Genomic DNA, 14,171 nt, shown 5'->3' with positions numbered 1-14,171 from the left:
TAAACGAAACAATATAAATGGCAAGTGAATGATCGTTAACCTACACAGCTTTAATTTTGATCTTCATCACCAACACGCTAAGCTATTGGCAAATATAACCATGAACATGCCCCATGAAAGAGTTTAATAGCCTCGATAAGTCCTTACTCGAACAACGAAAAAATACCCATGAAATTTGCCGTTTATTTGCAAAAAGCCCGAGTAAAGGCAATTTAAAACGACTAAAAGGCATGTTTGCTCACTGTGGAGAGCAGGTTGTTATAGAAGCGGGTTTTCATTGTGATTATGGCAGTGGTATTAAAATAGGTGATCGAACCTTCATAAATATTAACTGTACTGTACTCGATGCGCCGCTAACTGATGCGCAAATTACGATAGGTGATGACTGCTTAATAGGCCCTAATGTACAAATACTCGCGGTATCGCATGCAGTAAACCCAACCGAGCGTTTAGCAAAAACTAATTTTGCAGCGCCGATTAGCATCGGCAACAATGTATGGGTTGGTGCAGGCGCTATTATACTTGCGGGTATTAAAGTTGCTGATAATGCCGTGATTGGCGCAGGGGCAATAGTTACCAAAGATGTCGCGGCAAATACCCTAGTAGCAGGTAACCCCGCGGTGAAGGTTAAAGACCTTTAACTCTCATACCAACGCGCTAAAGCACGTCCTACGTAGGGCTTCATTTATGGCGATAAAAAGGAAAAGACTAGCTTACAATACCTAATTCAACCCTTAATTGCTCAATATCTTTATGTTGCTCAAAATACTGCACAACAGCTTGTATTTGTTGCTGCTTTTTCCCTTCAAAATTATAGGTTAGGTAATCTTTAATCTCTCTAAAACTCCATGCTAATTTTAATTCCGTTGGGATTGCGGTTAAGGCAGTAAGCACCTCTTCAATCGTTTTATCATCAAGTAAAAAGCGAATAAACTGCATTACGGCTAAGTGCTCTGGGTTATCTGAGTATTTTTCTGCCTCTACAACACGATTAAGTACTTGTTCTGGCGTTTCATAAAGTAAGGCCAATTCAGCTATATTTGCTGTTGAGTTAGCTATACTTTTTTGAACCTCTTCATTCGATGAACCTTTGAACTGCTCAATCAAGGTTGCATAGCTGCTGAATGCATCCTCAAGTTTGCCTTGCTGACCATAAGTAGCGCCTTGATTAAAAACTGCTATAGCCACTTGGGTTTGAATCTCTTCATTCGATGAGTCTTTGAACTGCTCAATCAAGGTTGCGTAGCTGTTGAGCTCGTCATCAAGTTTACCTTGCTGATTATAAGCAACGCCTTGGTTAAATATCGCTTTAGCCACTTGGATTTGAATCTCTTCATTCGATGAGTCTTTGAACTGCTCAATCAAGGTTGTGAAGCTATTGAATGCATACTCAAATTTACCTTGCTGACCATAAGCAGCGCCTTGGTTACACATCGCGTTAGCCACTAGGATTTGAATCTCTTCATTCAATGAGTCTTTGTACTGCTCAATCAAGGTTGCATAGCTGTTGAGCTCGTCATCATGCTTGCCTTGCTCACCATAAGTAACGCCTTGATTAAAAACTGCTTGAGCTACTGGGATTTGAACCTCTTCATTCAATGATTCTTTGAACTGCTCAATCAAGGTTGCGTAGCTGTTGAGCTCTTCATCAGGTTTACCTTGCTTATTATAAGCAACGCCTTGGTTACACATTGCGTTAGCCACCTGAATTTGAATCTCTTCATTCGGTGAGTCTTTGTACTGCTCAATCAAGGTTGCATAGCTGTTGAGCTCGTCATCATACCTACCTAGCCCCTCATAAGTAAGACCTTGGTTACACATCGCGGTAGCCACTTGAGTTTGAATCTCTTCATTCGATGAGTCTTTGAACTGCTCAATCAAGGTTGCGTAGCTGTTGAGCTCGTCATCAGGCTTACCTAACCTCCCATAAGTAACACCTTGGTTAATCATTGTAATGGCATACAGCTTAGACTCTTGTTCGCTGTCAACTAACCCTAAGACCTTGTTCCAAGCATTGAGTGCTTCGTCATATTCACCACTTGAAAATGCCTTTAAACCCGCTTTAAACCATTCTTGAGCTGTTTGATATACTTTCGGTTTATTATGTTTGGTAGTTGTATTGTCTTCTTTATTTCTTTTCGAGGTAACAACATCTTTGTTTTCAGCTAAGAGAGCGTCCCAAGCTAGTTGCTGTTCTTGCTTGATTTTTTCCAGTGCATCCCTTGCCTCTACTTCTAATTTCTCAGCTCGATCTTTTAGCTGAAGACTCACATTTTTAAGTTCAGTTTTGGTTTCTGCAATTAATTTATCTTTATTATCTAGTAACCACTGTTCCATATGACTTTTTGAGGTTGTATTAGCAGTCTGCTTGGCTTCGTATACCGCTCTGTTTTTTGCACTAAAACCGAGTGCGATTGCAGCAACCGTGATAATCAAACCAAATATGGTAAATGCCATTCCCCACATATTCGTATTACTTGCTATGTCAGAAATCCGCTCATCAAACCCATTCAATTGATTAGTTTGCAGCTTTTCTTGCGTTTCGAGTTTTGTTTGTAAACTTGCTAACTGAGTTTTTAGCTCTTGCTGAGCGTTTTCAAGGAGCTTAACATCATTACCCAGTGACTTTTGTACTTCTAGCCTCTCATCCAAACGAGCAAGCTGACTTTGCATTCTAAATATTTGCTGGTAGACCAAGTCATTACTATTTTTTGCTTTATCTATTACTGCCGCTTCATTGATAGGCCTTGTAGAAGGTATATTTTCAGCAAAAGCTGCGCTAGACAGACTCCAAAAAAATAAAAATAGTAAGAAAAAACGCATTAATCATCCCTAGAATTAGTTTGCTTTGCCAAAACGACGACTTAACTACACATAAACCAGCCTAATGTAACCAAGTTTTGTAACACATACCAGCGAAAGCCTATCACTTCTGAAATAGTGCGCCCTTGTAAATTTGGCTACTTTTTCTTGCCATGTGGCAAATTTACCTGAAAACAAAAATAGAATTTACCTCACCGCCATTTCTCTTTACGCGCTAAAGCATGCCCTACGTAGGCGACAACCATCCTCAATAAGCATTTAAAACTAAAAAAGCCCAGCTGTATTGCTGGGCTTTTAGTTGGGAGTTAGTTAACTGTTATTCATATCGTAAGATAAGCGATGGTCTGGTGCTTGCGGCCTTAAAGGCTAAACTTGCAACGGTAACCCAAGTAATGGCGGCCACCGCGGCGGCGGCAACTAAATACACCCATATAGCTTGTTCAATACGGTCATTAAAGTTTGCTAACCAATCACCAACTAACAAGTAAGTCACTGGATACGCAATAGCAATACTTACGCCCACCAGCACTAAGAACTCTTTTGCAATGATATTTACGATACTGATGCGAGAAGCACCTAGCACTTTTCGAACGGCCACTTCTTTTTGACGACGCACTGTTGCGAACGAAGCCAAACCAAAGGTACCTAAACAAGTTAAGAACACAGCAAGACCGGTAAAGATTAAAACCACATTCGAAATTCGCTCATCACCTTTTAACAGGGTTTTGTAGTTGTCTGCGAGTAAGTTAATTTTTGGCTCATAGATATTGGCTGAGCTTGCTAATACTTCAGCGATCTGAGCTTTAATATAAGGCAAGTTTTGCTGATCAATCGTTAAAATTAATTCTGATACTGGTGATAAAAAGTTAAAGCCACACAAGAACATAATATTTGAGTTGGCATCTTTAGCATTACCTACTTTTACATCTTCAACCACACCCACAACACGCATATCTACGCCGCGACCTGAGTCTTTAATTACCTTACCAATAATGTCACTCATGTTAGTGTAACCCGCTTGCCTTGCGACAGATTCAGTCACAATAGTACCCGTACTTGTTACTCCATTTGCACGGCTTGCCCAATCACCAGCAAATTCACGACTAAAGTCACGACCAGCAACCAGTTTTAATCCTAGCGTTTTTACAACATCGTAGCTTGCACCTACTACAGGCGTTAAGCTACCAGACGCTTCACCATTTGGCCACGTTGGCATAAGTGTATTATTGATTGAAACAGTTAAACGGGTATCAATCACTGTTGTTTGCTGTACGCCTTGAATTGCACTAATACGGTTTACTAAGGCATTTTTTTCTTTTGTGAATACTTCGCCTACAGGTAGCTCTGAAATAACCAATCTTTGTGTTGTTTCATAGCCTAAAGGTAAGCTTTGTAAGTAAGTTAATTGCTTTAACAAGGTAATAGAGGCAATGATTAAACCTATTGCTAGTGAAGCCTGTAAGGTTAGTAAGCTCTTACGAACCCATATTGCAGTATTACCTCGTTGTAAGTCTCCACTTAAAACGCGTTTTGCACTGAATGACGAAATAAAGAATGCAGGATAAAGCCCAGCTAATATGCCCACAGCAATTGCGACCACAATAATTGCAATGCCAAATTCAGAGGCATAATTCACGCCCAATTCGCGGTCTACTAGTTGGTTAAAGTTTGGTAAAAATAGCTCCACTAAAGCACATGCAATCACCATTGAAAGCATTGATACCAACACAGATTCAGATAAAAACTGCGTTACTAACTGGCCTTTACTTGCGCCAAGCGCTTTACGCACACCCACTTCTTTTGCACGTTTAGTCGATTGAGCGACGGTCATATTAATGAAGTTAAAACCTGCAATAAGAATAAGTAACACACTTAAACCAACACAGATCATGACCACTTGTTTAGCACCACCTGCTTTCATCTCAAACGGTGATTTAGCCGTTAAGTGCAAATCAAGTAATGGATGCAGCTCTAAACTAACTTGCTCCAGCATCGAACCACTAAAAAAGCGCTCTGTTAAGGTTTTAGCTAATGCATCTGTATCGGTGCCCTCTGCTAAACGCATATAAACATAACTACTGTTGATGTTTATATCGCTCGGATCATGCTTAACATAAACAAGATTTTTAAAGGCAAAGTGGGTGTTGTCTGTTAAGTCTGCAAACACGGCACGCACTGTGTACTGTCCTTGTTCATGCGTAAGTGTTTCACCAATCACATCGGTGCGACCAAAAATGCGCAGTGCTTCTGATTCACTTAAAGCGAGGCTATCTGGTGTACTCATTGCTGTTGTTAAATCACCCGCCAGCGTTTTCAGAGCAATGAAATTTTCAATATTTGCTGTAGCACCATATAAGGCATTTAACTTATAGCCTTGATTGCGGTAACTCACATCAACCATGGCTTCACGAGTCAACTCGACCATAGTTAATCCGAATACTTCTTCAACTTGGCTGTAATCTTCGGCCTGCTTTGACTGCACATAATTAAAAATAGGCACCACAGATAAACCGAGTTTTGAGTAGTCTTGGCCAACGCGATAAACACGCTCAGCATGAGGCTGTTGACTATCGTACGAAAGCTCATTTTTTGCAAATAAAGCAACTAGAATTGCCGCAGCTAAGCCCACACTCAAACCCAGAACATTTAAAATAAAGTGTTGTTTTTGGTTTTTAAACGCACGCAGTGCGGTGATCAAATAACTTAAAATCATGTTATGCCACCTCTGCTGTTTGTTGAGCACGGTTTGCTTTATCAACCATCACTTGGCCATCAAGTAAGCGCACTAAACGGTCAGCATAATTGCCTTCTTTTTCTGAGTGGGTAACGACAATTACCGTGGTACCTTCACGATTTAGCTCACGCAGCATCGCCATGACTTCATCACCATTTTTTGAATCAAGGTTACCCGTAGGCTCATCCGCTAAGATTAGCTTTGGATTAATCACCAGAGCTCGGGCTACTGCTACACGTTGCTGCTGACCGCCCGATAGCTGCTGCGGTAAGTGATCTGCTCTATGGTCGATTGCAACACGTTTTAAGATTGCTTCTACTCGCTGTTTACGTTCACTTTTTGAGATATTTTGATACTGTAGAGGCAGCTCAACGTTTTCAAATACTGTTAATTCATCAATTAAGTTAAAGCTTTGGAAAACAAAACCAATTGACGCTTTTCTAAGTGTTGCTAATTGTTTTTCACCAAACCCTGCTATGTCTTGGCCTAAAAATTCAAAACTACCTGCTGATGGCGAATCCAACATACCTAAAATAGAGAGTAATGTTGATTTACCGCAGCCAGAAGGCCCCATAATGGCAAGAAACTCGCCTTCGTTTACCTGTAAGTTAATGTTATTAAGCGCTGTTGTTTCAACATCTTGAGTACGGAATACGCGTGATAAGTTAGTTAATTTAATCATTGTTTTTATCCTTAAAATTGTAGTTGTTGTGCTTTATCAAAGTTGCTGTAGCTAGAGGTGATCACGCGATCTCCGGCGCTTAGGCCACTTAACACTTCATAATAGTTTTGATTCTTTTTGCCAAGACGAATGTCTTTTCGTACTGCACGATTGCCATCTTTTTCCATGACATAAACCCAGTTACCCCCTGAGCTGGTAAAAAATGCGCCGCGTTCAAGTAATAAAGCTGTGCCTTTGCTATCACCTAGCATCAGCTGTACATCAAGGCTTTGCCCACGTTTTATGTTGCTAGTGCCATTGGGTAAATCGACTTCAACCTGAAACTGTGATTGCTGAACACGGCTATCAATTTTGCTAACTGTTGCCGCAATTTCGCCTTGCTCGTGTTCAATAAGCACTTGCATACCTGTTTGAACTTGGCTCAGGTAAAACTCATCTAGTCTCACAACTAGCTTGTATTCATTAGGAATATCAATCTGCCCTAGGCGAGCACCACGGCCTTTTGATTCACCAATTTCAACATCAAGCTCACTTAAATAACCATCGGCAGGTGCTGTTACGAGTAAGTTTTCAAGGTTCTTACGCGCAAACTGTAGGTTTTTCTCTAGCATGTCGGCACTGTCTTTTAACTGAGCGACCTGAACTTCTCGAATGCTGTTTTCTTGCTTTTGACGCTCAAGAGTTAGTTCTTTACGCGCTTTGTAATACGCTAAGTCTTCTTGAATTTCAGATAATTGCTCTTGAGCTAACACACCCGTTTTCACTAGCGGCTGAGTCTGTTTTAAGCGACGCGATAAATGCGTAATTTTAAGATCGATTTCAAGCAAATCACGGCGTAAGTTTAAACGGCTGGTTTCCATATTCATTTGCGTGTTACGTAAAAAGTTAAGCTGCTCAGTCACCTGTGCTTCACGGCTCATTACATCAAGCTGCAAGTTGGTATTGCTTAAACGCACAAGTGGTTGGCCTTTTTTAACTAACTCACCTTGCTCAACAAGTCGCTCTTCGACTTGGCCTCCGGCAATGGTGTCGAGGTAAATAGTAGTGCGAGGCATAACCTGACCACGAAGACTTAAAGCATCAACAAATTCACCTTGTTGTACTGTGCTAATCGTTAAGCTTGTCGCGATTACTTGCTGACTACGACCTGTTTGCTCAGTTTGCGTGAAACCATAAGCTGCTGCCGCAACAGCTAAGCATGCAGCTGCTATTACTGATTTCTTAAAAAATGCTTTGTTATTTGAGCGTGTAATTTTCTTATCCATGTTGACGCCTTTAAGTTATCTAGGTGCTAATTACCTATAGATAAAACAACTCTTGTGCCAACTTTTATTTTTATTAAATTACAACAGCTTACATAAAAATCAATAAAGATGAATATAATCAAGTGTCCGCTTATAGAACACTTCAAAACCCATATATCGTCCATAAATGGACACTGTTACTATTTTCAATTAGTCTTAGTGTTCCCATAAAGGAATAATAATAAATAGCTATGAAACAAGCAGGATCAATTCTTATCGTCGATGATAACCCCGATGTACTTATCGCCGCACGATTACTTTTAAAGCAGCATTATCAGGTTGTAAAAACCACAGATAACCCCTTTGATATCGAAGCTATCATTAACGCACAGCATGAGGCGGATCAAGCCATAGATGTAGTGTTACTCGATATGAACTTCACGCAAGACTCAATTAGTGGCAAAGAAGGATTCTACTGGCTAAAAAAGATCATGAGCCAAGACGCTAACATTGCGGTACTGCTTATGACGGCCTACAGCGATATTCAGCTAGCTGTCGAAGCAATTAAAGCTGGTGCCTCTGACTTTATTGCCAAGCCTTGGCAAAATGAGCAATTACTCGGTGCTGTAGCGGCGGCATTTTCACACGCTAAAGACAAACAGCAAGTTGGTAAGCTCACAAAACAAAAGCAGGCCTTGCAGCAGTCAATCGGCAATCAAACATTTGAGTTTTTAGGCCAAAGTGATGCCATGCAGCAGGTTTTTTCGGTTATCGACAAAGCAGCCAACACAGATGCCAACATATTGATTAGTGGCGAAAGTGGCACAGGTAAAGAACTCACTGCCCATGCAATCCACAATGCAAGCCAGCGCCAAAACCAGCCTTTCATAAGCCTAGACATGGGCTCACTAGCCGAAAGCCTGTTTGAAAGCGAACTATTTGGCCATAAAAAAGGGGCGTTTACCGGCGCGAAAGAAGATCGCATTGGCCGATTTGAGCTGGCCCATGGTGGTAGTTTATTTTTAGACGAGCTAGGTAATTTACCGCTTAACCAACAAGTTAAACTACTTGCGGCACTACAAAACAGGCAAATAACACCGGTTGGTGGTTCAAAAGTCATCGATATTGATATTCGTTTGATCTGTGCAACCAATGAAAACCTCGAACAAGCAGTTACTGAAGGCAAGTTTAGGCAAGACTTACTGTACCGTGTTAATACCGTAGAGATCCGTTTGCCAGCTCTGCGTGAGCGCAGTGAAGACATTCCATTACTATGTAACTACTACTTGCAGCACTTTGCACATAAATACAAACGTGAGCTCTCGATTGCGGCATCTGATATGACACGTTTAAGTCAGTATCATTGGCCGGGCAATGTCCGTGAACTTGCCCATGCAATTGAGCGAGCAGTCATCCTATCAGAAGGTTCAGAGCTCGATATTAGCTCAGTAATAAGCTCACCAAGTACTGCTGTTAGCACAAATGAGCTCTCTTCAAGCGCCGCTGACTACGACACTTTTGATCTCGAAATCATCGAGCAAAGAACCGTTCGTGCAGCTTTAAAGCATTTTCAAGGGAACGTGAGTCATGCAGCAAAAGCGCTCGGCTTAACACGCGGAGCCATGTATCGTCGTTTAGAAAAATACGGACTTTAATCTATGCGAAATTTTATTAGCTTAGCCTGCCTATTAGCTGCACTAATTGGTTTATCAATAGCTTTGTTTTGGCAAGTAGAGCAAAGCGGGTTTTCTGCAATTTCGGCACTTTTAGTTATTTTAAATTTGGTATGTGCCGCGCAAATTTTTAATTTATTTAAACACCAAACAAGGCGTGCAGATATGGTGTTTCGCGCTTTAGCGAATGGAGACAGCACATTAGGCTTTGGCGACCAACACCCTATGCAGCAGCAATTTGAGCAGGTTAAACAACAAATTCAGGCTGCGCGTTTTAATGCAGAGCAACAAGCCCAGTTCTTACAAGCGCTATTAATTCATATCGATTTAGCAGTATTAGTATGTGACGAACAAGGCACTATTATTGAAAGCAATCCGGCGGTCAGCCGTTTACTTGGACAAGCTGTAAAGCACATCGATGATTTAGGTGTAATAGCCAACCTAGTCCAAGACGCAAAGCAAAATAGCCGTAATACCGTGCCATGGCAAAATGGTGAGCAGCACGATACGTTATCTGTGCAGATCAGTATTGCCGAAATCCAAGGTAAAGTTCGTAAAGTGATCAGTTTGCAATCGATTCATGATCAGCTGCAATTAAAAGAGCAACAAGCTTATAAGCGCCTTACCAAAGTACTGACTCATGAAATTGCTAATTCGATTACGCCACTTTCTTCTTTAGCACAAACTTGTACGGCACTGCTGCCAACTGAGCTTAGTTTTGATGATCAGGAAGATAAACAAGACTTGCAACTCGCCCTAACAACACTCGCATCACGAACCGAGCATTTAGGGGAATTTATAGCGCAATTTAAAAAGGTTAGTAGCTTACCCGCCCCACACTTACAGCCACATATTCTGGCCGATCTTGCCAAGCAAGTTGTCGCTCTGCACTCACAACAAGCTAAGCAACTTAATATTACGTTGAATTTATCGGTGCAAAGCCAACAGTTAGTAATGATAGATAGAGGCCAAGTTGAACAAGTAATAATAAACCTGCTTACCAATGCCATTGATGTCCTTAAGCAGTTAAATAGTCCAGAGTCAGCAAAGTGCATTGAGGTAAGCATTGCACAAAATGCTAATCAGCAACTGTATTTAGAGGTCAGCGACAATGGTACAGGTATCAGCGATCATGTGATTGAGATGATTTTCGTGCCATTTTTTACTACCAAGCAACAAGGCTCAGGAATAGGCTTAAGTTTATCGCGCCAGATCATGCTCAATCATGGCGGCGATCTGGTTTATATCAAACGCCAGCAAGGAGCCTGCTTTCGCTGCGTGTTCGGTTAGCTTACATAGTTAGAACAATTACTTACAATTTGCTAAGGCGCTGTTTGGTATCATGTACCCATTAACGTTTAATGGATTCTAGGGCGTGTTGACCTTTGTTGATTGAAATTTGTTCACTCTAGGGGCGATTTAATCGCGGCGCGAGATTTGTAACCTAGTGGGCTAAGTAAAAATTGAGCAACAAAGAGTTAATCGCCCCTAGGAAGAACCCGAAGGGCAGCGCGTGTTTGGCATTGATGCTGCGTTATCGCCTATTTATGTGGAACAACCACACTGCATAGGCTCTGCCTTGCCTAAATACCAAACACACTGCTGCAAAATTAATCATAAAAGGACAACACGCCCTATGAAGTACCTCGCCTTAGCACTCTTTTCATCACTTGCCTTCATTCCTGCTACAAGCTTTGCTGGTATTTATGACAGCCCTAATATGAACCTGTTTGTTAAATCAGAGCATAATAGTACTGATTCAATCACCTCAGCCGGCATCGAAGTTATGGCTAAAAATAACTACAGCAATTTCGGCGCAGCATTTACAACGGCACTAGGCTCAGCAGAAGTATTTACTAAAAAAGGTGATCGGGAGACATTTCTCACCTTAGATAGCGGCATCAAATTTGGTTATTTCAGTGACTTTTTTGTCTATGGCGAAGTGGGCTTAGATTTAATTGAGCTTGCTGTATACGACGACCGAGATGACCACGACTACAGCGACCGCTATGATGACGACCACAATAATATTGATGGCTATGTTGGTGTGGGTATGGGCGTGGACTCAAAGCCATTCAGAATAGAGATCTATGCCAGAGCCCGAGAAATAGACAGCCGCTATTGGGAAGCACAAAACCATGGTTATGCTGGGTTACAAGTTAGTATTTCGTTTTAATTTCAATTGGGTGAGTAAGTTAGCGAGCTGTTAATCTAATGGTCATTTTTAGCTCACCCTATGTTAAGCTTAGGCGCTTTAGTTTACCCGCACCTAAGTTAACGGAGTATTTTAATACGTGTTTTTAAATCGATTTTTAGGCCTTGTTGTTGTTTCTTTTATTGTAACAGGCTGTCAGACTGCCCCTGAGTCACTTCCCGAAAAGAAGCCCATCATCAAAGCCAATCCAGGCACTGTGGTTGCAGAAGCTAAAACAGTACAAGTAGACGCGGTGACACCGCTCAAACCAAGTGAACTTGATGACGTATGGCAGCGTATTCGCATTCAACTACAGTTTAGCGATTCAAGTCACCCAGATGTGCAAAAGCGCATTGCTTGGTACCTTACTCATCCAAATTACATGGAAGAAATAAGCCGCCGCGCAGCGCCGTATTTGTATCATATCGTCACAGAAGTAGAAAACCGTGACTTACCAATAGAACTCGCTCTAATGCCGCTTATAGAGAGCGATTTTGATGCCAGTGCCTATTCGCACAAACATGCATCGGGTTTATGGCAACTCACCCCCTCAATCGCCAAATACTTCAAAGTAAAAATTACCCCTTGGTATGATGGTCGCCAAGATGTGATCGACAGCACCCGCGCAGCTTTGGATTTTATGGAATACCTTTATAAACGCTTTGATGGCGATTGGTATCATGCTATTGCTGCCTACAATATTGGTGAAGGGCGTGTATTACAGGCAATTGCTCGTAATAAAAAACAAGGTAAGTCGACGGACTTCTTTAGCTTAAAGCTACCATCGCAAACCAAACAATACGTGCCTAAGTTACTGGCCGCAGCACAATTATTAAAACACCAAAAAATGATATTCCCTGCGATTAAGAATGAGCAGGCTATTGCGACTTTACCAGTAACTGGTGCAGTGATCTTGGCAGATAAAGCGAAATGGCAAGAGCTTGAAGAGCTGAACCATGGCGTTATCCGATACCCAGCAGTGATTGATGCGCCACATATTGTGGTCCCAAAAGATCAGCAAGCAAGTTATCAAACTCTATTAGCTAATCAAAAAAGCAATGATTATAGCCAATGGCAACATTACACGGTTAAACGCGGTGATAGCTTAAGTGTGATTGCAAAGAACTATAAAGTAACAGTTAGCCAACTGAAAACCTTCAATAACCTAAAAACAAACACCATTCGTATTGGTCAAAAACTGATATTACCGCAATTGGCTGATCAACAAATCGAGTATAAGGTGAAATCTGGCGATAGCCTTTGGAAGATTGCAAAGCAATACAAAGTCAGTATCACTAAACTTAAACAATGGAATAATCTTTCAAGAGATAGCTTAAGAGTGGGTGAAAAGCTCACCGTATTTATCTCAAATAGTTAATACCAAATCAGGGAGTTTTACTCCCTGTCTCTTTTATCTATCCAATTAAAGTTGTATCTTTATTAGTCTATAAAAACAACAATTAAAAATTATGGATAATCAGCAACAGGACGCAAGCTGTTCCACCGTTAAAACAGAGCAAAACTCTAACCTTAAAGAGCAAACAAAGACCACCCAGCAAAACACTCAGCCTGCTAGCAACCAGCGCAAGGCATGGTTTACCAACGAGCGGCTAAACCTATTTCTCGCACTCTGCGCCATTATAATTTCAGCAGCCTCCTTTTATGCCACTTACTTGCAAGCCAGCGCCGCAGAACGACAAGTAAAAGCCGCAACCTGGCCATGGCTCGAAGTGATGACGGGGAATTTTAATGAAGAAAAAAATCTATCTGAAATCACCTTTGTGCTCTCTAATTCAGGATCAGGACCTGCGATAGTAAAGTATGTGAAGTATCATTATAACGACCAATCATATTTAGATATCTATAAAGTAATTTCTGCATGCTGTTTTGATACACAAGCATATGAAACACAGCTACAAACTCTGCAAGATGATTCTCCCGACATAAATATTTTCGAAGCATTTGGCTGGATTATGACGAGTGCCAGTGATAACCGGTTACTGGCATCTGGCAGCAAACTTAAACTTTTTGGTTTCAAGCGAACGGGATTTAATGAAACTCAATGGGACAAAGTAAACAAGAAACGTAATAGCATCAAAACCGAGATCTGCTACTGCTCGTTGCTAGAACAATGCTACCTAAGCGATGGCCGCGGTGATGTAAAAGAGATAGAGCAGTGTGAGTAAGTTAGCAAGTTACGAGAGTAAAGTTAGCGAGGGGAAAGTTGCAAGAGTAAAGCTTGAAGGCCTGGCGTAGGTTGGGTAGAGCGCAGCGAAACCCAACAGTGTGGTAATTCGTCATGCACAATGAAGAGGTAAAGCTCATTAATAAAAGACGAATTAGCGCAAGGTGAAATAAGCTGTTTTACAGACCGCCAACCTGGTAGACATTTTAAGAGTTTTTTAACCATGGAATTATGAAGAGGTTCACATGGATTATGTTGGGTTTCGCTCCGCTCTACCCAACCTACCTGGCTGACAGCTCAAAACGCAAAAAAGCCCGACTCTTTCGAATCGGGCTTTCTCTTATTTGGAGCCTGGCGATGACCTACTTTCACATAGCAGCTGCTACACTATCATCGGCGCTGTTTCGTTTCACTACTGAGTTCGGCATGGGGTCAGGTGGGTCCAAAACGCTATTGTCACCAAGCAAAAGGCGTGGAAAGGATTCTCGACAAAGCGCGTAGCGCTTACGAGTCCTTTGCGCAAGGTGAACTGATTTCGCGTTAAGCGTTGAGGTTCACCCTACATAAATCTGGAAATCTGATATTTTCTTACAGCTTAAAGCTTATGGCTTACAGCTTCGTAAAATCTACTTTAGT

At 41.4% G+C, this 14,171-nt stretch carries 10 protein-coding genes and 1 rRNA gene; 6 read left to right on the top strand and 5 right to left on the bottom strand.

Translation table 11 applies throughout. From position 1 onward, the window contains the following. The first annotated feature begins 113 nt into the window (after positions 1 to 113). Positions 114 to 641: a sugar O-acetyltransferase gene (locus HUS62_RS17275; protein WP_175080578.1), complete on the top strand. Its 528-nt coding sequence runs from the start codon at positions 114 to 116 to the stop codon at positions 639 to 641. A gap of 67 nt (positions 642 to 708) precedes the next feature. On the opposite strand, the gene HUS62_RS17270 is transcribed toward HUS62_RS17275, so the two are convergent. The 4 genes from HUS62_RS17270 to HUS62_RS17255 form a co-directional block, all read right to left on the bottom strand. Further along, positions 709 to 2,823: a tetratricopeptide repeat protein gene (locus tag HUS62_RS17270; protein ID WP_175080577.1), complete on the bottom strand. Its 2,115-nt coding sequence runs from the start codon at positions 2,821 to 2,823 to the stop codon at positions 709 to 711. A gap of 316 nt (positions 2,824 to 3,139) precedes the next feature. Then, on the bottom strand, positions 3,140 to 5,536 hold the full coding sequence (locus HUS62_RS17265; RefSeq protein WP_175080576.1) for an ABC transporter permease: 2,397 nt from the start codon (positions 5,534 to 5,536) through the stop codon (positions 3,140 to 3,142). A gap of 1 nt (position 5,537) precedes the next feature. Then, positions 5,538 to 6,239 (bottom strand): ABC transporter ATP-binding protein, encoded by a 702-nt coding sequence (locus tag HUS62_RS17260; RefSeq protein WP_175080575.1) that lies wholly within the window; start codon positions 6,237 to 6,239, stop codon positions 5,538 to 5,540. A gap of 11 nt (positions 6,240 to 6,250) precedes the next feature. Next, complete coding sequence (locus HUS62_RS17255) at positions 6,251 to 7,504, bottom strand: efflux RND transporter periplasmic adaptor subunit (protein ID WP_175080574.1); 1,254 nt, start codon at positions 7,502 to 7,504, stop codon at positions 6,251 to 6,253. Positions 7,505 to 7,734: 230 nt separating this feature from the next. Between HUS62_RS17255 and HUS62_RS17250 the strand changes: the two genes are divergently transcribed. From HUS62_RS17250 to HUS62_RS17230, 5 genes are all read left to right on the top strand, one after another. Continuing rightward, positions 7,735 to 9,138 carry a sigma-54 dependent transcriptional regulator gene (locus HUS62_RS17250; RefSeq protein WP_175080573.1) on the top strand — a complete coding sequence of 468 codons (1,404 nt, stop codon included), beginning with the start codon at positions 7,735 to 7,737 and terminating at the stop codon, positions 9,136 to 9,138. Between the two features lie 3 nt (positions 9,139 to 9,141). Next, entirely contained in the window at positions 9,142 to 10,446 is a 1,305-nt protein-coding gene (locus tag HUS62_RS17245) for a PAS domain-containing sensor histidine kinase (protein ID WP_175080572.1), read from the top strand. A gap of 346 nt (positions 10,447 to 10,792) precedes the next feature. Then, complete coding sequence (locus tag HUS62_RS17240; RefSeq protein WP_130167304.1) at positions 10,793 to 11,332, top strand: hypothetical protein; 540 nt, start codon at positions 10,793 to 10,795, stop codon at positions 11,330 to 11,332. Between the two features lie 118 nt (positions 11,333 to 11,450). Further along, positions 11,451 to 12,728 carry a LysM peptidoglycan-binding domain-containing protein gene (locus HUS62_RS17235; protein ID WP_175080571.1) on the top strand — a complete coding sequence of 426 codons (1,278 nt, stop codon included), beginning with the start codon at positions 11,451 to 11,453 and terminating at the stop codon, positions 12,726 to 12,728. Between the two features lie 91 nt (positions 12,729 to 12,819). Then, positions 12,820 to 13,536 carry a hypothetical protein gene (locus tag HUS62_RS17230; RefSeq protein ID WP_175080570.1) on the top strand — a complete coding sequence of 239 codons (717 nt, stop codon included), beginning with the start codon at positions 12,820 to 12,822 and terminating at the stop codon, positions 13,534 to 13,536. Between the two features lie 348 nt (positions 13,537 to 13,884). Here the strand turns inward: HUS62_RS17230 and rrf are convergent. Next, positions 13,885 to 13,999, bottom strand: a 5S ribosomal RNA gene (gene rrf / locus HUS62_RS17225). Positions 14,000 to 14,171 lie beyond the last annotated feature (172 nt).

The sequence above is a fragment of the Pseudoalteromonas sp. 0303 genome (assembly GCF_013349995.1).
Classification (GTDB): domain Bacteria; phylum Pseudomonadota; class Gammaproteobacteria; order Enterobacterales; family Alteromonadaceae; genus Pseudoalteromonas.
Note: the sequence above shows the minus strand (reverse complement) of the source record. Positions and strands in the feature narration are given on the sequence as shown.

Coding starts and splice junctions, on each gene's coding strand:
- HUS62_RS17275 (WP_175080578.1), top strand. CDS start 114: ATGAAAGAGTTTAATAGCCTCGATAAGTCCTTACTCGAACAACGAAAA.
- HUS62_RS17270 (WP_175080577.1), bottom strand. CDS start 2,823: ATGCGTTTTTTCTTACTATTTTTATTTTTTTGGAGTCTGTCTAGCGCA.
- HUS62_RS17265 (WP_175080576.1), bottom strand. CDS start 5,536: ATGATTTTAAGTTATTTGATCACCGCACTGCGTGCGTTTAAAAACCAA.
- HUS62_RS17260 (WP_175080575.1), bottom strand. CDS start 6,239: ATGATTAAATTAACTAACTTATCACGCGTATTCCGTACTCAAGATGTT.
- HUS62_RS17255 (WP_175080574.1), bottom strand. CDS start 7,504: ATGGATAAGAAAATTACACGCTCAAATAACAAAGCATTTTTTAAGAAA.
- HUS62_RS17250 (WP_175080573.1), top strand. CDS start 7,735: ATGAAACAAGCAGGATCAATTCTTATCGTCGATGATAACCCCGATGTA.
- HUS62_RS17245 (WP_175080572.1), top strand. CDS start 9,142: ATGCGAAATTTTATTAGCTTAGCCTGCCTATTAGCTGCACTAATTGGT.
- HUS62_RS17240 (WP_130167304.1), top strand. CDS start 10,793: ATGAAGTACCTCGCCTTAGCACTCTTTTCATCACTTGCCTTCATTCCT.
- HUS62_RS17230 (WP_175080570.1), top strand. CDS start 12,820: ATGGATAATCAGCAACAGGACGCAAGCTGTTCCACCGTTAAAACAGAG.